The 19,618-nt window shown below is 62.5% G+C and carries 15 protein-coding genes; 6 read left to right on the top strand and 9 right to left on the bottom strand.

What is annotated here, in order from left to right:
• Window positions 1-1,044, bottom strand: a 1,044-nt coding sequence (locus tag PQR08_RS36260) for an ATP-NAD kinase family protein (RefSeq protein WP_408164094.1), incomplete at its 3' end; no start/stop codon positions are given.
• Between the two features lie 190 nt (window positions 1,045-1,234).
• Window positions 1,235-3,229 (bottom strand): sigma-54-dependent Fis family transcriptional regulator, encoded by a 1,995-nt coding sequence (locus PQR08_RS36255; protein WP_250485746.1) that lies wholly within the window; start codon window positions 3,227-3,229, stop codon window positions 1,235-1,237.
• A gap of 250 nt (window positions 3,230-3,479) precedes the next feature.
• Between PQR08_RS36255 and PQR08_RS36250 the strand changes: the two genes are divergently transcribed.
• On the top strand, window positions 3,480-3,710 hold the full coding sequence (locus PQR08_RS36250) for a hypothetical protein (RefSeq protein ID WP_187603771.1): 231 nt from the start codon (window positions 3,480-3,482) through the stop codon (window positions 3,708-3,710).
• A gap of 7 nt (window positions 3,711-3,717) precedes the next feature.
• Here PQR08_RS36250 and PQR08_RS36245 read toward each other — a convergent pair whose 3' ends face one another.
• Window positions 3,718-4,485, bottom strand: coding sequence for an SDR family oxidoreductase (locus PQR08_RS36245; protein ID WP_238210786.1), 768 nt, complete (start codon window positions 4,483-4,485; stop codon window positions 3,718-3,720).
• A 70-nt stretch (window positions 4,486-4,555) separates the two neighbouring features.
• On the bottom strand, window positions 4,556-5,059 hold the full coding sequence (locus PQR08_RS36240; RefSeq protein WP_238294463.1) for a hypothetical protein: 504 nt from the start codon (window positions 5,057-5,059) through the stop codon (window positions 4,556-4,558).
• Window positions 5,060-5,436: 377 nt separating this feature from the next.
• On the opposite strand from PQR08_RS36240, the gene PQR08_RS36235 reads away from it, so the two are divergent.
• The 3 genes from PQR08_RS36235 to PQR08_RS36225 all read left to right on the top strand — a co-directional run bounded on the left by PQR08_RS36235 (window position 5,437) and on the right by PQR08_RS36225 (window position 8,469).
• Entirely contained in the window at window positions 5,437-6,141 is a 705-nt protein-coding gene (locus tag PQR08_RS36235) for a glutathione S-transferase N-terminal domain-containing protein (RefSeq protein ID WP_250485745.1), read from the top strand.
• 148 nt (window positions 6,142-6,289) lie between these two features.
• Window positions 6,290-7,837 carry a methyl-accepting chemotaxis protein gene (locus PQR08_RS36230; protein ID WP_250485744.1) on the top strand — a complete coding sequence of 516 codons (1,548 nt, stop codon included), beginning with the start codon at window positions 6,290-6,292 and terminating at the stop codon, window positions 7,835-7,837.
• A 347-nt stretch (window positions 7,838-8,184) separates the two neighbouring features.
• Window positions 8,185-8,469, top strand: a complete 285-nt coding sequence (locus PQR08_RS36225) for a hypothetical protein (protein ID WP_238210780.1) — start codon at window positions 8,185-8,187, stop codon at window positions 8,467-8,469.
• 91 nt (window positions 8,470-8,560) lie between these two features.
• On the opposite strand, the gene rpoD is transcribed toward PQR08_RS36225, so the two are convergent.
• The 5 genes from rpoD to PQR08_RS36200 all read right to left on the bottom strand — a co-directional run bounded on the left by rpoD (window position 8,561) and on the right by PQR08_RS36200 (window position 16,769).
• A complete protein-coding gene (rpoD, locus tag PQR08_RS36220) occupies window positions 8,561-10,564 on the bottom strand; it encodes an RNA polymerase sigma factor RpoD (protein ID WP_250485743.1) in 2,004 nt (667 codons plus the stop codon).
• A 302-nt stretch (window positions 10,565-10,866) separates the two neighbouring features.
• Entirely contained in the window at window positions 10,867-12,204 is a 1,338-nt protein-coding gene (locus tag PQR08_RS36215) for a replication protein O (protein ID WP_408164089.1), read from the bottom strand.
• A gap of 303 nt (window positions 12,205-12,507) precedes the next feature.
• Window positions 12,508-13,479, bottom strand: coding sequence for a ParB/RepB/Spo0J family partition protein (locus PQR08_RS36210; protein ID WP_250485741.1), 972 nt, complete (start codon window positions 13,477-13,479; stop codon window positions 12,508-12,510).
• On the bottom strand, window positions 13,480-14,658 hold the full coding sequence (locus PQR08_RS36205) for a ParA family protein (RefSeq protein ID WP_238294457.1): 1,179 nt from the start codon (window positions 14,656-14,658) through the stop codon (window positions 13,480-13,482).
• Between the two features lie 185 nt (window positions 14,659-14,843).
• Window positions 14,844-16,769 (bottom strand): site-specific integrase, encoded by a 1,926-nt coding sequence (locus PQR08_RS36200; protein WP_250485740.1) that lies wholly within the window; start codon window positions 16,767-16,769, stop codon window positions 14,844-14,846.
• A 262-nt stretch (window positions 16,770-17,031) separates the two neighbouring features.
• Here PQR08_RS36200 and PQR08_RS36195 point away from each other — a divergent pair, with 262 nt between their 5' ends.
• Complete coding sequence (locus tag PQR08_RS36195) at window positions 17,032-18,375, top strand: Nramp family divalent metal transporter (RefSeq protein WP_238210772.1); 1,344 nt, start codon at window positions 17,032-17,034, stop codon at window positions 18,373-18,375.
• Between the two features lie 51 nt (window positions 18,376-18,426).
• Window positions 18,427-19,590 carry a dienelactone hydrolase family protein gene (locus PQR08_RS36190; RefSeq protein ID WP_250485739.1) on the top strand — a complete coding sequence of 388 codons (1,164 nt, stop codon included), beginning with the start codon at window positions 18,427-18,429 and terminating at the stop codon, window positions 19,588-19,590.
• Window positions 19,591-19,618: the final 28 nt, after the last annotated feature.

Here is a 19,618-nt window from a genome sequence, read left to right as displayed (position 1 = left end):
ACGCCCCCGCTCCCCCCCCCCCCGGCCGGGGCCCCCTAACCCCCGCCCGGCGCCCACGTCGATACTGCGAAAGGCGTTTTCCTTCAGCGTGATCTTGACTTCATCGTCGGGGCCGAAAGCGAGCTCGCGTTCGCCGTCGAGCGCGACGATGCCCGAACGCTGCTTCACGCGATGCGGCACGCCATCGGACAGGCGCGTCCAGTTCGCGATCGGCACGGCTTCGATGAGACCCGGCGCGATCGGCGCGTGCAGATCGAATTCGCCCTGACCTCGCGCGGCGAGCTCGATTGCAATGCCGCCCGGATCGTGACGGCCGAGCGGTTCGAGCAGGCCCGCGATCGCGGACATGCCGATCGCCTGCGGATCGGCATAGGAGACGTAGACGGCGGCGAGCGTATCGATCTTCCACAGCGCCCGCGCGCCGATGAAATGCTCGTGCGAGATGACGGCATCGACGAGCGCGATGTCGCGGCGCACGTTGCCTTTCGAATCGCATATCTCGATGTCGAGCCGCTTGTTCGACGCGAGCGCTTCGCTCGACGGCACGCGGCCCGTCGCATAAAGCCCCGCCGCCAGTCCCGAGATCGTCGGCTCGCGCATTTCCGGATATGCGTTGTTGGTGCCCGTCGAAAGACCCGCGATCGGCACCTGTCCGCACTCGCGCACGACCGCGCGATGCGTGCCGTCGCCGCCGAGGACGACGAGCGCATCGACGCCGGCCTCGCGCATCATGCGCGCGGCGCGGAACGTGTCGTCGACGCGCGCGGTCACGGGCATGTCGAGGAATTCGACCTTGGCGAGTGAGGCATCCGGGCCGTGCTTGCGCGCGAGATGGCGCTGGAGCATGACCTTCAGGCCTTCGCGATCCGGCATCATCAACACGCGCCCGACGCCGCACGACGCCAGCGACGAAAGCAGCCGCAACACGATGTTCACGCGATCCGCGAGTTGCAGACTGTTCGCGTTCGCGATGACGCGCCGGATGTCGCGCGCCGAAACAGGATTGGCGATGATGCCGACGAGCGGCGCCGCGTTTTCACGCATGCCTGTGTCTCCGTTTTGCGTTTTGTGCGGCGGATAAAGGCAAGCGCCATGCCAATCGGAATGGCGCGTTCGGACGCGAAAAAGCGAGGGATTACCCGTGGAAAACGGGCGCTTCGGAGGGCGTACGGGACGCCGCCGTGACAGGTGTCACAGCGGCAGGTGTATCGGCGGGGTACAGGCGTATCGGTGCTCAGTGCCCGTTCGCGTCGCGCTGATTCGGCGAGCGGATGCCATAGCGCGCCATGCGCCGATACAGCGTCATGCGGCTCACGCCGATCTGCCGCGCGACCGCGCTCAGGTTCCAGCTCGCGGCGCGCAGGTACTGCATCAGCAGCATGCCTTCCGGCGGCAGGCGATGCGAGTCGAACTCCTCGATGGCGCGCGGTGGCGGCTCGACCGGCTCGACTGGCGCGGCCACGCCTGCGAATCCTTCGGGCAAGTCGTCGACTTCGATCAGACCGTTCGAGCACACCGCGCGCGCATAACGCAGCACGTTACAAAGCTCGCGCAGATTCCCCGGCCATTCATGTCGATGCAGGCGCTCGCGCGCCGCGGGCGACAGCGTGACCGCGCCTTCGAGGAGTTTGTCGACGAGCCAGTCGAGATCGCTTCGTTCGCGCAGCGGCGGCAGCGTGAAGCGCGCGCCGTTCAAGCGGTAGTACAGGTCTTCGCGGAAGCGTCCGTCCTGCATGAGCGCGTCGAGCGAATGATGCGTCGCGGAAATCACGCGCACATCCACCGATACGGGCCGCGACGCGCCGATCGCCAGCACTTCGCCTTCGGCGAGCACGCGCAGAAGTCGCGATTGCAGTTCGCGCGGCATGTCGCCGATTTCATCGAGAAAGAGCGTGCCGCCGTCGGCTTCCTGAATGAGCCCGCGCTTGCCCTTCGCGCCTGCGCCCGAAAAGCTGTTCGGCAGATGCCCGAACAATTCGCTTTCGATGAGCGTCTCCGGAATCGCCGCGCAATTCACCGCGACGAACGGCCCCGCGCGCCGCGCGCTCGCGCGATGCAGCGCCTTCGCGAAGAATTCCTTGCCGCTGCCGGTTTCGCCGTTGACGAGCAGATTGATCGGCGAATCGACGAGCTTCGCGGCGCGTTGCAGTTGACGCATGAGCGCGGCATCGCCGCCGCAGAGCGCGGCCAGCGGCGCGGGCACTTCGACGCTGCGCTGTGAAGTCGCGTTCGTGGCCGGCGCGAAGCACGGCGCGGGCGGCATCACGCTCAGGTAAAGCAGCGCGCCCGATTTCGCGAGCGGCACCGCGCGCAACTCGCTCGGCCGCGAATACACGAAGCGGCCCAGTTCGTCGATGCGCGTATCGAAGAGCGTGTCGAACGGCACGCCGATCAGCGACGCCGCCGCTTCGCCGGGCGCGATCGGCCGGCCGATTTCCGCCGCGAGCATCGCGTGCGCGCGGCGATTGTGTCCGACGATGCGCCCGCTCGCATCGAGCGCGATCAGATATTCCGGATTGACATCGACGAATTCGGGCGACGTGTTCAGCTTCAGAATCCAGTCCTGCCGATGCGTGCGCAGGAAGTTCGCGTTCTCGATATGCCCCGCGTAGATGCGCACGAGCTGCAGCGCGAGATTCTGGCTGTCGCGCGCCTGCGGCGACGTGAGCGCGGAGATATCGAGGATCGCGGCAAGCGCGCCGCGCGAATCGTAGAGCGGCGCGGCGGTGCAGGTCAGCGGGATATGCGTCGCGTCGAAATGATCGATCTGATGCACGGTGAGCGCCTGGCCCGTCGTGAGCGCGGTGCCGACCGCGCACGTGCCCGCGCCGGCTTCGCTCCATTGCGCGCCGAGATACAGGCCCGCGCGGCGCAGCGCGAAATCCGTGTTCGAATCGCCGATGTAATCGACGGTCACGCCGAGCGCATCGGTCAGCAGCACGACGTAGCCCATGCCCGCGACCTGCTCGTAGAGCGTCTCCAGGCCGTGACGCGCGATGCGCGCGAAATCGTCGATACGCTGCTGATGCTCGCGCAGGCGCGTCTGCGGCAGGATGCGCGCTTCCTGCATGCGCGACGGATCGAGCCCGTACTGATGCACGCAACGCCGCCACGAAGACTCGATGATGCTCTCGTGCGTGCGCAGCGGCGCGGGCGCGGACACGACCGGTTCCGCCCGCGTCGTCGCCGCGACGACTGCCTCGATGTGCTCGCGTTGCCGCATGTCCATCGTGCTCTCCTTGTCTCCTTGAGTGAGGCACTTATCGGCGCCTGGCAGCGCGCTTTTGTTTTGATCGCCTCCCGCAATGCTTTCGTTCTTCGCTGCGGGCGAACGCGGGATATACCGATTCGCACGAGCGTGTGTCAGGCCATATGATGCTCGAATCGGCAGAACGCGTCATGCGGCGATAGCGCTGCGCCGCAACATAAACGCGTGCCGATATCCCGGCGCATCAAAACGAAAAGACAGGAGACAACGGATGGCAAAGATCGCTTACGAAGACTTCGAGCGACAGGTTCTGCAGCATCACATCATCAAGGGCAACGTGTACGAGAACGGCGCGGCGCTCGTCGAGCGCGCGAACAGGTGGATTGCGGAGAACGGAATCGACGTGCTGAACGTCGAGAGCCTCTCGACGTTCGGCGCCGGCGACGATACCAGCGTCAGCCACTGGTACTCGGGCATTCGCGTCTGGTATCGGACTGCGTAGGAAAGACTCAGCCGCGGCCGACGAACGGCATCTTGGTCGCCATCACCGTGTGGAACAGCACGTTGGCTTCGAGCGGCAGATTCGCCATGTACAGCACCGACTGGCCGACGAACTTCACGTCCATCATCGGTTCGACGGCGATCTCGCCGTTCGCCTGCGGCACGCCGCGCGACATGCGCTCGGACAGTTCGGTGAATGCGTTGCCGACGTCGATTTGCCCGACCGCGATGTCGTACTTCCGGCCATCGAGCGATGCGGTTTTCGTGAGGCCCTGCACCGCGTGCTTCGTCGCGGTGTAGGCCGCCGAGTTCGGGCGCGGCGCGCTCGCGGAAATCGAGCCGTTGTTGATGATGCGCCCGCCCATCGGCGTTTGCGCCTTCATCGTGCGGAACGCCTGCTGCAGGCAATAGAACATGCCGTTCAGATTGATATCGACGACATTGCGCCATTGCTCGGGCGTCCAGTCCTCGAACGGTCCGGGCGGATTCGACACCCCGGCGTTGTTGAACAGCAGATCGACGCGGCCGAAGCGCTCGACCGCCGCCTTGAAGAGCTTTTCGACCGATTGCGGATCGGAAACATCGGTCGGCACGGCGAGCGCGCGTTGCGCCGCGTTCGATTCGCCGATCACCGCTTCGAGCGGCGCGGGACGCCTTCCCGCCAGCACGACCGACCAGCCGTCGCCCAGCAACGCGAGCGCGGCTGCGCGCCCGATGCCGCTGCCCGCTCCGGTGACGATGGCGATTCGTTGAGACTGGTTGGCTGCGTCGGACATGTCTGCGTTCTCCTGTTGTTGAGCGCGCGACACATGCGCGCGCAAATCGGGAGAACATTATCGCGATGAATCAGCGATTACGCGATGCTTCCGTCGTGACCGCGCCCGCTGTCGTCGTGTTGTGGACGCCGCTGCCATCGCAGAAGACGGCGGTCATCACCATCGGCACGACCTGTTTTACGACTGCCGTGCTGCCCGATTCGCGCACCTTCGCCTCCACCGTTTCCGACGCGGCGAGCACCACGACGCCGTACGCGGAATCGTTGATCGGCTGGCCGCTGCCGCGCTTGAACATGTCGTCGCCCTGCTCGTAGCCCAGCACGGCGAAGACGCGAAAGCCGTAGGCGGTGAGATCGCTGCCGTGCGTCGGCTTGAAGGCATTCACGGAATTCGCCTCGACGCGCATGGGACGCGCGTCGATGGACTTGTCGGCGACAAGGGGCGCGATGAACCTGTGCGCACTGGATTTGCAGTCGAGCTGGCTTTCGAGAGGCGTTGCGGCGCACAAGCTGGGCAGTAGTCCCCCGACCACGGCAGCGAATGCGGTGAGCGTTGCGAGAGGAGCGGTTTTCATGGCAGCGGTAACCAACGGTTCGTAAAGTCCGACACGGATTCTCGGCATCCGCATCGATGCAATAAGCGAGCCAGCGATCCGGCCCGCACTTCGCGCACGCGCTGCATTGTTCCCGCAAGGGCTTGGTTTGTTCTTTGTTGGTTGACTTCTTGACCGAAGGCGTTACGCGCAATCCTCGTGTGTGTACAGCGATTCCTACAATCGTCTTTGTATTAGAGATATAGACAGACTCCGCCCATCGACAGGCAGCGTCTGTACGAGATCCCTCAATTTTTCCCTATCGATGCGTCCGCCCGATGACACGCCGCGCTGCCGCCATGCGGAACACGAATTCGGTGAAATGGTTATATTCGCGGTTCGACTAAAAAGGACCTTTCATGACCGCGCTCTCCGACTTTCCCATCACTCGCAAATGGCCCGCTCAGCATCCGGAGCGCATCCAGCTCTACTCGCTGCCGACGCCGAACGGCGTGAAAGTCTCGATCATGCTGGAGGAAACCGGCCTGCCCTACGAGCCGCATCTCGTGCGCTTCGACAAGAACGACCAGTTGTCGGAGGAGTTTTTATCGCTCAATCCGAACAACAAGATTCCCGCGATCATCGATCCGGACGGCCCGAACGGCGAGCCGATGCCGTTGTTCGAATCCGGCGCGATCCTCATCTATCTCGCGGCGAAAAGCGGCCAGTTGATGCCCGACGACGTGGCGAAACGCTACGAAGCGCTGCAGTGGCTGATGTTCCAGATGGGCGGCATCGGTCCGATGTTCGGGCAGGTCGGCTTCTTCCATAAATTCGCGGGCAAGGAATACGAGGACAAGCGGCCGCGCGCGCGTTACGTCGCCGAATCGAAGCGGCTGCTCGCCGTGCTCGACCAACGGCTCGACGGCCGCGACTGGATCATGGGCGACGAATTCAGCATCGCGGATATTTCGACGTTTCCGTGGGTACGCAATCTGATCGGCTTTTACGAGGCGCGGGAACTCGTCGATTTCCATGAATTCAAAAACGTCGAACGCGTGCTCGAAGCTTTTCTGGCGCGGCCTGCCGTGAAGCGCGGACTGGAAATCCCGAAACGCGATTGATCCGTATGCGAAAGACGGTTGTCACACGACCGTCTTGAACGACCGGTAGAGTGCGCTCTTTCGAAAATGTCTGACGATTGGCCAATCGCGCTGCGCAACGCCGCGCCCGGGGCCGGACTTCCTCGCGCACTTCCCTCCTCTACCGAACATGTCAAAGCTCACCGTCAAGGCGCGCCTCGCGATCGTCACGGGCGCGGTCACCGCCGTGCTCGTCGTTGTCGGCGGTGCCGGATTATTCGGCGTCCAGCAAGGCAATGCCGCGCTGCGTCACGTCTTCGAAGGCCGCGCGCAAGCGCTGCAAACCATCTCGACCATCGACGAGCTCATCACGCAAAGCCAGTTCGCGATCAGCGACGCGGTGCTCGATCCGTCGGCGCAAAAGACGCAAGCCGTGGTCGCGTCGACGCAGCAGCGCATTGCGAACGTCGATGCCCTGCTCGGCCGATATCTGCGCTATCCGCTTGATGCGACCGAAGCGCCGCAAGCCAAACGCCTCGCCGCCGATTGGGCGACGCTGCGCGACAAGGGTTTTCGTCCGACGGCCAATCTGCTCACAGCGAACAATCTGTCCGAAGCGCAGTGGATCGTGACGCAGCAGATCGAGCCGCAGGCGAAGCGCGTCAAAAAGGAGAGCACCGAACTGCGCGCGTTCCAGCTCACCGCCGCGCAGCGGGAATACGACGACGCGCAGCGCGTGAGCCGCATCGTGCAGTGGACGGTGGGCGCGTGCATCGCCGCAGGCGTGGCGCTCGTCGGCGGACTGTGCTTTTCGATGGCGCGCACGCTCGTGCGTCAACTCGGGGGCGAGCCGGAACTTGCGGCGAGCGTCGCACGGCGCGTGTCGAAAGGCGATTTGCTGACCGACGTGCCCGTCGCGCCCGGCGACACGCAAAGCCTGATGCACGCGATGGGCCTGATGCGCAGCCAGCTTGCGGCGATGGTCGGCGACATCAAGCGATCGACGGACACCATCGGCCTCGCGGCGGCGGACATCACCGAAGGCAATCACGCGCTGTCGGCGCGCACGGAAGAGCACGCGGCGAGCTTGCAGCAGACATCGGCGAGCATGGAGCAGATCGCGGCGACGGTGCGCACCAACGCCGATCACGCAAACCGCGCGCGCGAACTCGCGAAAGAAGCATCGGAACGGGCAAAGGACGGCGAGCGCGCCGTCGCCGATGCGATCGCGCGCATGACCGATCTGTCCTCACGTTCGGCGCAAATCGAGCAGATCACGAGCGTCATCGAATCGATCGCGTTTCAGACCAATTTGCTCGCGCTGAATGCCGCGGTGGAAGCGGCGCGCGCCGGATCGCTGGGGCGCGGCTTCGCGGTGGTCGCCGAGGAAGTGCGCGCGCTGTCGCGGCGCTCGTCGGGTGCGGCGAAGGAAATCTCGCAACTGACGCGCGAGGTGAACGCGCACGTGGAATCGAGCGGCGCGACGGTGAAACGCGCGGGCACAACGCTCACCGATCTGCTCGATTCCGTCGACGGCGTGTCCGCGCTAATCGAAGCGATCGCCACGGCGTCGAGCGAGCAAAGCAGCGGCATCGACGAAGTGAACGACGCGGTGTCGCAGATGGATCGACTCATGCAGAAAAATGCGGCTTTGGTGAACGAAGCGTCGGCCTCGGCGTTGTCGCTCGACGCACAGGCGCGCGAGCTCAGGCAGACTGTCCGGGCGTTTCAGGTCTAGCCATTGCGTTTCAGGTCTAGCCATTTTTTTTCGCATCGACACGATTTTTTCAACCGGTTCAGAATGGGAGGCGAAGCAGCGCGCGAATTTCGTTCGCCGGATGAAATGCGTTACGCATCAAGAGCTTGATCCGGCGATGCTCAGGATATCCACATGCTTGTGCACGGTATCTGTGGACAAGCATGTGCGTTCCCAGCCGACACGAATTCGCCGAACGTTCACGTTCTTCGATGCGATATCTGACGGTGGTGACGCCCATGGATAGCCCCTTCCGCTCGTTTTCTCCCCGCGCCTTTCCTTTCCGTTCTGCTCGATCGCGACGATTTCCCGCCATCGCCGCGATCGGAATGATTTGCGTCGCGGCTCACGCGCAAACGCAATGTCCCGGCTACGTCGAAACCGACGCTGGCAGCGCATTCGACGTCGCCTCGATCATCCGCGACACAGGCTCGCCGCAATCCGCGCTGGACAAGGTGCGCAGCGCCGTGGCGCGGATCAACGCGGGCGGCGGATGCTCGATCTTCCGCGACCGGCTCGCCTGCGAAGAAACGATGACGCTCGCCGACAAGGCGATCGCCGCGCTACAGGCGTGCGCGAACGCCAAGATGCCCAAAGGCACCGCTCACGGTTGATGCGACCGGGAAATAAAAAAAGCGCGTGCCGCCTGAATCGGCGGCACGCGCTTTCGAGTTCGTCCGGACGTAGTCCGGACGGCCCGGTAGATCAGCGATCCAGGAAAGGACGCAGCTTGTCGGCGCGGCTCGGATGCATGAGCTTGCGCATCGCCTTGCTTTCGATCTGACGAATACGCTCGCGCGTCACGTCGAATTGCTTGCCCAGCTCTTCGAGCGTGTAGTCAGACGCCGTGTCGATGCCAAAGCGCATACGCAGCACCTTCGCCTCGCGCGGCGACAGCGCATTGAGCGCATCGTCGATCGCGGCGCGCATGTTCGCGTGCACGGCGGCATCGGCCGGCGACGCGGCGCCCTGATCTTCGATCATGTCGCCGAGCGTCGCATCGGCATCTTCACCGACCGGCGTTTCCAGCGACACTGGCTGCTTGGCGATCTTGAGAATGCCGCGGATCTTCTCTTCCGGCATTTCCATACGCTCGGCGAGCACGGACGGATGCGCTTCCTGACCCGTTTGCTGCAGGATCTCGCGCGAAATGCGGTTCAGCTTGTTGATCGTTTCGATCATGTGGACCGGCACGCGAATCGTGCGCGCCTGATCCGCGAGCGAACGCGTCACAGCCTGACGAACCCACCACGTCGCATACGTCGAGAACTTCCAGCCGCGGCGATATTCGAACTTGTCCACCGCCTTCATCAGACCGATGTTGCCTTCCTGAATCAGATCCAGGAACTGCATGCCGCGATTCACATACTTCTTCGCGATCGAAATCACGAGACGCAGGTTCGCTTCGATCATCTCGCGCTTGGCCTGGCGCATCTTCAACTCGGCAGCCGTCATCTGACGGTTGATCTGCTTGAGTTGCTTGAGCGGCATTTCGACCACGCCTTCGACATCGATGAGCTTTTGCTGCTCGGCCTGAATCGCCGGCAAGCTGCGCTCGAGCGACGCGCCGTAATGCTTCGAGCCCGCAGCCGCACGCGACGTCCAATCGAGATCGGTCTCGTGACCGACGAACGATTCGACGAACTTCTCGCGCGGCATGCCGCAACGATCCACCGCGATCTGCAAAACGCGACGTTCGATATCACGCACCTGCGCCACGCGCTGCTGAACGTCGACACACAGGCGGTCGATGGTCTTCGCCGTGAAGCGGATCGAGCCGAGCTCGCGCTGGATTTCGGCGCGCGCTTTTTCGACTGCCTTCGTGGCGACCGCGCCCGAACCCTTAGGATTGCTCGCTTGTTCGGCCAGCTCGCGCACGCGTGCAAAGATTTCGAGACAATCGGCCTTCAATTGCTTCAGGCGCGCTTCATTCGATGCGCCAGCATCGCCGCCGTCCAGATCGTCGTCGTCGTCTTCGTCGCTGTCGGAGTCATCGGTATCGGTGTCGATGTCGGCGGAGTCGTTTGTTTCGGGCGCCGAAATATCTTCCTCTGCCGTGTCCTCTTCCTTCAGGCCGTCGACCAGATCGTCGATCTTGAGCTCACCCGATTCGACTTGCGCCGCATCCGCGAGAATGGTCGCGACGGTCGACGGGCATGCCGCGATCGCCTGGATCATCTCGTGCAGGCCGTCTTCGATGCGCTTCGCGATGGCGATTTCGCCGGCACGCGTGAGCAGCTCGGTTGCGCCCATTTCGCGCATGTACATGCGAACCGGATCCGTCGTGCGACCGAATTCGGAATCGACCGTCGATAGCGCGTTTTCCGCTTCTTCGTCCGATTGCTCGTCGGTGACCACGCTCGGGGCGCTATCGCTCAGCAACAGCGTTTCGGCATCCGGAGCCTGCTCGTAGACAGCGACACCCATGTCGTGGAACGTGCTGACGATGGTTTCCATCGCAGCCGTTTCAGCGAAATTGTCCGGCAGGTGGTCGTTGATCTCGGCGTGCGTGAGATAACCGCGATCCTTGCCCAACTGGATGAGCGCGCGCATCTGACGTTGCCGTTCTTCATTCTGCTCCGCGGTCATCGCGACATCGGGCTGTATCGTGCCGGCCTGGCCCTTCCCTTTGTTCGCCCGCCGGCCTGGTGCCTTGCGCGCCGGCGCGACGATATCCAGCTCCGAATCTTCCCGATCAAAACTTGCCATACTTTCTCCTCGACAGGTTTGCTCGGCGACGACAGATCCCCGGGAGCGAGCGTGACGGCTCGCGATGATTTCGATGACAGCTTCGACCACGGACGGCTTGCTGAAAATCGCATCGAGCAAAACACGCAAACCGCATCCAGACGCGGTACTTGCGTTTTCCAATCGCCCATTAAGGCGCAACCTTAGAGTATATCAGCATTTGCTGCGTCGCAGCAGCCTGATTTAAAAAACTTTTCCCGACGTTGCCATTGCGCGGCATTCGTCTGATCTAAGTCTGTCCTGCTGTTGGTCGCGAAGATTGCTCACGACTTCAACTCAGGTATTTCGCGAGGTCTCGTCGATGACGCGACACGCGAAATCGTCTGTAAGAGCGAACACAAAGGGAGTGAAGTCGACTGGCCGTGACTCGACGGCCTCTCCGCGTCCCTTGACTTCATAGTGGGGGCGGCGCTGGCTCTCTTCAAGCGTAGGAGCGCTTTGAGATCGTTAAGGTGCGCCTCCGACGGACGCTCGATTTCGGAGGCGCACGTCGAAGCACCTCGATCGGAATTCGCCTGCACGTCACTCGGGGCGTTGGGGTTAAGGAAGACGATATGCCCTGCTTCAAGCGCGGCGAGGAAATCGGGTGCCCACGCACCCGCATGCACGCGCGGCTGAGCCTCGTCACGATGATGAATGACGATAGATCGGGCGTCATCGGAAACGCGATAACGCCGGAGTCCGTCGCGGCTTAGGAAGGATTGACCCATGAGTTTCGCAATGGCCGTATCGACTTGTGTAGCGCGCGTGCGCTGGTTCTGGTCTTCGGCTTGTGTGTGTCGCTGACTGCGGACGCGGTAGGCGAAATCGACCGGGGCCCGCAGGAGGGTGCGGAGATAGCTGATCGGGTGCTTGGCGCGACGAAGATGATTCCAACTGGCTTCCACGACATCCGACAGAAGTTTCTCGTGAAGCCTCGCCTCGCGCATCAGTTTGAAGATCAGAAATTCACGAAATCCCAGAGACAGCAAGCGCTGGAGATCCGCGGGCAGGCGTCCTGATTGTCTCCTTTGAGTAGTAGGGATTAGATCCTTATATATAGCGCCGTCTGCCACGGTGACAGACGGCGGCGCCAAAGAAACGGCGCGTTCGGTTTTGACGGCATCTTCCCGACTAGGAACGGACGGTTTCTGCCCTTCGCTTGGATGTTCGACGAGACCGAGCAGAGCGGCGGCTTTCGGCGTCAAATGAATGTAGGCGCGTCCGAACAAACCAGCCGCGCCATAGCGTGTCTGGGGCGGCCGAGTGATGAAACCGGTGGTTTCGAGATCATCCATGCTGCGATAGAACGTGCGCATGGATTGTTGTGCGCGTCCGGTAAGCAACTCGCGCCGGGCAAAGATCGGCGCGTACGGGCGAGACGCATCGACGGTGCGGGCGAGAGCTGCGAGCAACGCTCTCGCTCTCGCGGGGAGCGCAGTCGTGTGGGTAGCGCGATGCGCCGCGCGAAAGATCACCCAAGGAAGGTTCGATCGATCGCAGGCGTATTCATCGAGAGCGAGTTGGTCCGCTACCGCGGAGCCTGATTCTGAGTTTTGAAGGCGAGATTCAACCTCGCCTGCAACGGAACGTTGCGCGATACGCATGTCAAGTACGTCCATTTCGGAAAATGGAGGACAAACGCTTGACTGCCCATCGCGTTCCGCTAAACTTCGAGGTGTGTACTCGTGACCCGATTGGCGTCGGGAAGCGGAACGGGCGACATGCAGTTAAGCCCGATATTCAAAAGCCTTCGGTTGGCGCCGAAGGCTTTTGTCTTTTTACAGCTTGCTCGTTACATAACAGCCTCGTCAGTGCTGAATCATCAAGTCATTGATTTCTAAGGAAATTCTACTAGGTCCATCGCCCAAAACTTCGCTTAGTTCGTTAAGTCGTTGATTTAAAACGAAAACCTAGTAGGTTTATTAATTCTGTTCCGATTCGCTCAACGTTTTGTTGATGAAGTCGGCGATCCGCTGCCCCCACACCTCTGCGTCAGTCGCTTCTTTCTCAAAGAAGCGAACGCCGACGACGCCGTTTCTCGTAGACACCTCGCAAACCTTTCTCCGACCTGAGCGAACAACGGTTGAGCTTGGTGCAGCCGCGCGAGGTTTCTCCGTTGCGAGCGCGACGGCCTTGTCCTGAGTGAAGCTTTCGTCCTCGATAAGGCGGCGAATCGCTTCCACTACCTTTTCCGATTTCCCTGCCTCGGTCAGCGCGGCAAGTTTCTGCGCCGCATTGCTTCCCAGACGTTCAGGCTTTTCAGCGAGTGCTAATTTGGCGGCTTCCGGCAGCGCGTCGAACGAAAAGATTCGCGTGACGTGGCTCTTGCTCAATCCCGCGCTCTCGGAAATCTCGGCGCGCGACAACCCGCTCAATTCCTGCAATCGCTTGAAGTTCCAGTATTTCTCGAAGTCGGTTAGCGACGGCGATAGCAGGTTCGAAAAGAACGCCGCAAACTCGATTTCGCCTTCCTCGATCGATGCAACGTTCGCGCGGATCGTCGAGCGCCCGAGTTCTCTATAAGCGGCAACGCGGTTATGTCCCGCGACGATTTCAAAGCGACCTTCCGGCAATGCGCGCACCAAAATTGGCGTGGCGAGCGCGTGCTGGGCAAGGTTGTTTTTCAATTCCTGAAACTGCTCGGCCGTAAGTTTGCGACGCCGCCCATGCACTTCGATGAGCGCATCGAGTCGCACTTCCAGCGCAGCACGCTCCTCGAGTTGCGACTCAAGTTCCTTGATTCGAGACTGCGCGCTATTTATGCGATTCTGCGCATCCATCAATCGCCCTGGTGACGTGCGCGGCTCTGTGCTGACCGGACGCGGTTGCGCCGCGTCCGTCGGCTTGCTGCCGATGTTCGCTGTCTTGGCGAGGAGTCTGTCCCCGATGCCCATTTATTCCTCCTTCTGATTCCACGCGCGAACGAACTGCGCGTCGAGATGCTCGGCGAGTCGGTCGAGCGGCTCTTTGAACCGGTTGTATGCGGCCGTGCTGCCATCCGGCTTCGACAGGTCATAGACCGTCGACAGTTGCGCCGACGCGCCTTTCGGCACCGTCGATTCCGGGATTTCGAAGGGCAGCACGCGATCGCCGTAAGCCTTCTGCAGCCATCCACGCACGACACGCGACACATCATCCGACTTCGCTTTCGTCATGATCACGTTCACGAAATCGAACCGCTTCTGCTCCAGCACCCCCGGCAGCTTCTTCGCGATATCGGCGAAAAGGTGCCAGAACTGCGTCGAACTTGCGAAGTCGAGCGCCTCGGGCGGGCAGGGGAGCAGGATTGCGTCCGACGCAAGCAATGCGTTGATCGTCAGATAGCTCAGCGCCGGAGGCGTGTCGATGACGATCGCGTCGTACTCGTTTGCAAGCGGCATCAAACCCTTGCGCACGATTTCCCAGAATTCGAACGTGCTATCGTTCAAAACCTTAGCGGGAATCTCGAACTCGGCGTCGAAAAGCGACGACGATGCCGGGATAAGGTCCAGGTTGTGCCAGTACGTTTCCTGCACGGCGTAGTGGAGGGTCTGTCGATCGCCGTATATGAGCGGAAGAAGGGTCTGATCGTCCGAGATTTCGGCGTCGGGGGCCCATCCGCACAACTGGGTGGTCGTGCCCTGCGGATCGCAGTCGATGACGAGCACCTTGCGTCCGAGCAGCGTCAACGCCTGTGCGGCCGACACGGCGGTCGTCGTTTTCGCGACGCCGCCCTTGAAGTTCGCGACGGTCACGATACGTCCGCGTCTGCTTTCCGGCCGACGCGTGCGTTCCTTCGTTGCGCGAATCCAGGTCAGCGCCTCTTCGAGCGTGAACTCCTTGCTACGGCCAGCGCCCTTGGACGTTCCCGCGGGCAGATCGCCCTTGGTGGTCAGGTATTGGAACCGCTGCTTATCGACGCCGCATAGCGATGCGACCTGCGCGCTCGTGAATGTCGGCGCGCTTTTGCGCGGGTACGGCTCCAACATCGCGTCGCGGATCTGATTGAGGATGTCAGTGGCTTGGGCCGCCACCCCCAAGAGCGTTTCGATCGAAACGGATTGATCGACTTCGGGAAGCCGAGCGCTTAGCATGGAATTCGCAGTCACTGGCGGGCCTGGGTAAGCAAATAATTCTTCGGTTGGTGGAAAACAAGCTGCAAACCGAAGAATAAACGGCGACCCGGTAAACCTCAAGTAAACTCTGAAGTACTTGAGCACCCGCACCGGGCATTTTTACAACGCTCAGCGCTCGTGTAAACGCGAAATTAAGAAGACTCTCAGGATTTCGAGTCTATCGACGCGTTGCGAATCAGTTTTTCGACGCCAAGGAAGCGCCCCGTGTCCTCGTTTCTGAGATAGAGCGAGGTCGTCGAGAGATCGGCGTGGCCGAGGCCGGCGCTGACTTCGCGCAACTCTGCGCCGTGCCCGAGCGCATGCGTCGAGTGGGTGTGACGCAGCCAGTGCGTGCTCGCCTGTTTCAAGTGCTGACCGCTGCCGGGCGCGCGCGATTCCATGAACGCGGCAGCGTTGGTGAAAATGCTCTTGAAGATCTTCCCGATACCGTCGGGCGTGATGGCTTGCCCGCCGCGCGCCTGAGCGATGATCGGCGTGCCTTCGGCGCAATCCAGCGGCTTTTGCAGACCGCGCATCGCGAGATTGTCCGTTAACGTTTCGACGACCACTGGCGGCAAAAGCACGGTGCGCGGCGCGCCGCGGCCTTGATCGACCGAGAGACGCCAGACTGCGCCAGCCACGCTGGGCAAGCGTCCCAAGCTGAGCGCGCCGGTCGTTGCGGCTGCGAGTTCGGCGCGGCGCAGGCCGGTCGCGTAGGCGAGAAGCAGCGCTAATCTGTCGCGGTGCTCCGAAAAAGAGTAAACATCTCGCTCAACCGATTGCAGGGCGCATTTCCACTGCGCGAGATCGAGCGTGCGCGTGGCCGATTCAAACACGGGCGGCGCCGCGACGCGCGCCAATCCCGCGAAGGGATTCACCGCCAGATAGCCCTCTCCGACGAGCCATTCGCACATCGCGCTCACTATTGAGCGAGCCGTCTCGCGGCTGCGGTCGGAGAGCGGGCCGGCAAAAGGGCGCCACCCGCCGAAAGATCGTTCGCCACGATGAGCCGCGATCCAGCGCGCCGCCGGTTGCGGATTCGCCAGAAACGTGTCGATGTATTCGCCGCATTCGCCGCGATCGAGCGATGACAGCGGTTTGCCCCGTTCCACCAAAGCCCACAAGAGCAAGCGCTCGGCTTCGCGTCGATACGCACGCCGCGTGTGCGCGCTGCCCGACCGCGCGTCGAGCCACGCAAAAATTGCGCGGACATCTGTGTCGAACGGCGCGCCGACGCCCGACCGATTCGACCCTTTGGACCCGTCGAGCGCCGGCGGGACGCGCAGCGCCTCGATCGGCGCGATCACCACTTCGCGGTGTTCGCTGGTTTCCGGAGGTTGCGCCAGCGCGACGTCGCCCGCTTGCCACTGCCGCCTCGGCACGAGCGTGACCGGTGAAAGTGTGTGCCGAAGCGCCTGGGCATGAAGCTGGAGCCAGTCGACGACGCGCTGTGCGCCCTTCGGGCCGAGTCGCGGCACGACTGTGTACCATCGATGCCGTCGACCTTCGATCAGTTCGATGACATCCGCGAGCGTCGTGAGTCCGGCCGCCGTGAGTCGCGCGGTGATCGCAGGCTCGAACCAGCCGTCGATGGGATGATCCGGACTCGGATCCTGCGCAAGCGATGCCTCCATGCGCGCAAGCGCGTCCGCCTGCCGGCGCCGCAACCGCACATTGCGCGCGGCGCGCCGGTCCAGGGCAGGGGAGGTGTCCGGCGGATAAGCCTCCTCATATAACGCCAGCAACTCGGATTCGCTGTAAACGCCACCCGGATCGGTTCTCTCGCGGAAGTCATCGAGCGTGGGGGCTGCAGCGGCCGGCTCGGGCTCGAATAGCGGAATGCTGCCGGGGCGAAGCCGCAGCAAATGCGCGGCTTCCGTATCGCGGGCGCGCCGGGCGAGGACCGACAGCGTATCCCGGAGCGCGTCGATCAGGCGTCGCGTGGTCCGGACATCGGTGCTGGCGTCGCCATACGATGCGTGCAACTGCGCCTCCGACACACCATCGAGATAGCCGCGATACAGCGCGAAGTGCTGGCGTGTGAGCCGGTTCGGCGCGCGCAGTCGGACCCTGTCCGGCGTTGATTCCACCGCGCTTTCCGCCGAGTCTCGTCCAGAGCGTGCTGCGTTGCGAGCCATTTATGCTTTCTTTTCAGTGAGTTGGCGCGAGATTATCAACCAGCTTCGAATTTGACAAGAAAAATCGCTACATCTGATAAGTCGAATTATCAGCATCTGCACGTACGACCCGAGTGGCCGTATGCGTCGTCAGTCCTGCGTGCTTGAATCTTCATCCGGCGCGGCGCATATTTTCAGGAAATCATTAGCTGCTACACGCAGGAGAAACGAGCCGATGCTTGATCCTGTACGCCCCACCTCAAAACCGCCCGAGCAGGACGACGCGTTCCGCCCGAGCCTGCCGGAGGTGTACGCGTCAGTTCACGTACCGGCCGGCGGTCGATGGATCCGCCGCTTCCTCGCCTTTGCCGGTCCCGGCTACATGATTTCCGTCGGCTACATGGACCCGGGCAATTGGGCGACGGACATCGCCGGTGGCTCGCGCTTCGGTTACACGCTGCTGACCGTCATCCTGTTGTCGAACCTGATGGCGATTCTCCTACAGGCGCTCGCAGTCCGTCTCGGCGTCGCGACCGGACGCGATCTCGCGCAGGCATGCCGCGATCACTATTCGAAGCCGGTGAATTTCGCACTGTGGTTCGCGTGTGAGGCGGCGATCGTCGCATGCGATCTGGCCGAAGTGATCGGCACCGCCATCGCGCTGCAACTGCTCTTCGGCATTCCGCTGATCGCGGGCGCGCTCCTGACCGCGCTCGATGCATTTCTTTTGCTGCTGCTGATCAACAAAGGCTTTCGCTTGCTGGAAGCCTTCGTCATCGCGCTGCTGGTCGTGATCGCGAGTTGCTTCGCGTTGCAGATCGCGGCCGCCGCGCCGCCGTTCGCCGATGTCCTGCGCGGATTCATCCCTTCGCCGCGTATCGTCGCGGATCGCGAAATGCTCTACGTCGCGATCGGCATTCTCGGCGCGACGGTCATGCCGCACAACCTGTATCTGCACTCGTCGATCGTGCAGACGCGCGCCTACGGCAAATCTGTATCGGCCCGGCGCTCCGCGATTCGCTGGGCGACCATCGACAGCACCATCGCGCTGACGCTCGCGCTTTTCATCAACGCCGCGATCCTGATCGTCGCCGCCGCCGTGTTCCATGCGAGCGGCCACAACGACGTCGCGGAGATCGGCGACGCGTTCCACTTGTTGTCGCCGCTGCTCGGCCTGAGCATCGCATCGACGCTCTTCGCGGTCGCGTTGCTCGCGTCGGGCCTGAATTCGACCGTCACCGCGACGCTCGCCGGCCAGATCGTGATGGAAGGTTTTTTGCGCCTGCACATTCCGAACTGGGCGCGGCGTCTGATCACGCGCGGGATCGCCATCGTTCCCGTGATCGTCGTCACCGCGATCTACGGCGAAAAGGGCACCGGGCAGTTGCTCGTGCTGAGCCAGGTGATTCTCTCGATGCAACTTCCGTTCGCCGTGATCCCGCTGGTGCGTTTCGTGTCGGACCGCCGCAAAATGGGCGTCTTCGCCGTCTCGCGCTGGACGAGCGGGCTGGCGTGGCTAGTCGCGGGCGTGATCGTCGTGCTCAACGTCAAGTTGCTCACCGACACGCTGCTGCCGTAACCGGACATCGCGCGCGAAAAAACACCCTCTATATAGAAGGAGACACGAACAATGAGCGGCGCGTTCATCGACATCACTCTGCGCGACGACACCACCATTCCCGCCTACGTGACGCAGCCCGCGAAGGGATCGGGACCGGGCATCGTGCTGCTTCACGACACGGCGGGCCTCGACGACTTCGTCACGCGCACAGCCGACCTTTATGCCGAAGAAGGCTATGTCGTGCTCGCGCCGCGACTGCCTGAGCACGAGCCAAAGCCTGGCGGGATCGCGGCGGAAAACTTCGCGTCGCTCGTCGATGGTCTTCGCGCGTTGCCGCAGCATGCGGGCAAGGTCGGCGTGGTCGGCTTCGGGCGCGGCGGGCGGTTCGCGACGCGCATCGCTGCGCAGGCCGACGTCGATTGCGCCGCCTGCTATTACCCCGACGATTTCGCCGCCTGCCTCGCCGATATCCCGACAATCCGCTGCCCGATGGTCTTCCACTTCCCCGAACACGGCGCGCAGGATCCGCGCGAAGTCGAGGCCGCGCTCGCGGACAAACCGAACATCGAACGCTATGCCTATCCGGGCACATCGACGGGCTTCATCGCGCCCGGCAGCGAGCACTACGACAAACCCGCCGCGCTGATGGCGTACTCGCGCACGCTGTCGATGCTGCGCAAGGTGCTCGGCCCGGTCTTCGATCTGAATCACTTGTGGGAGCAGCACTGCTATTTCGAATTCGCCACGCGCGATGTCGACGCCGTGATGCCGACGATGGTCGCCGAGCCCTACGTGAATCACGTACCGACGATGACGGGCGGCGTCGGTCACGATCAGTTGAAGCGCTTCTACAGGTATCACTTCGTCCATTCGAACCCGGCCGATACGAAGTTGATACCGGTGTCGCGCACGATCGGCGCGGATCGCGTCGTCGACGAGTTCGTGTTCTGTGCGACGCACGACCGCGAAATCGACTGGCTGCTGCCCGGGCTTCCGCCGACGGGACAGTACTTCGAAATCCCGATGCTCGCCGTGATCCGCTTTCGCGGCGACAAGCTCTACAACGAGCATATCTACTGGGATCAGGCGTCGGTTCTGGTGCAGATCGGCGTGCTCGATCCGGATGGGCTGCCGATCGCGGGACGGCAGGCCGCGAAGAAGCTCATCGACGAAACCTTGGCGAGCAATGAGTTGATGCCCAACTGGTCGTCGAGCGAGGGCAAGCCCATCTGAGCCGTTGCATACTACGGTCACACTATTA

It is taken from the genome of Caballeronia jiangsuensis (assembly GCF_046030135.1).
Lineage (GTDB): Bacteria > Pseudomonadota > Gammaproteobacteria > Burkholderiales > Burkholderiaceae > Caballeronia > Caballeronia jiangsuensis.
The sequence above is the reverse complement of the archived record's forward strand: the minus strand, read 5'-3'. Positions and strand labels throughout refer to the sequence as shown.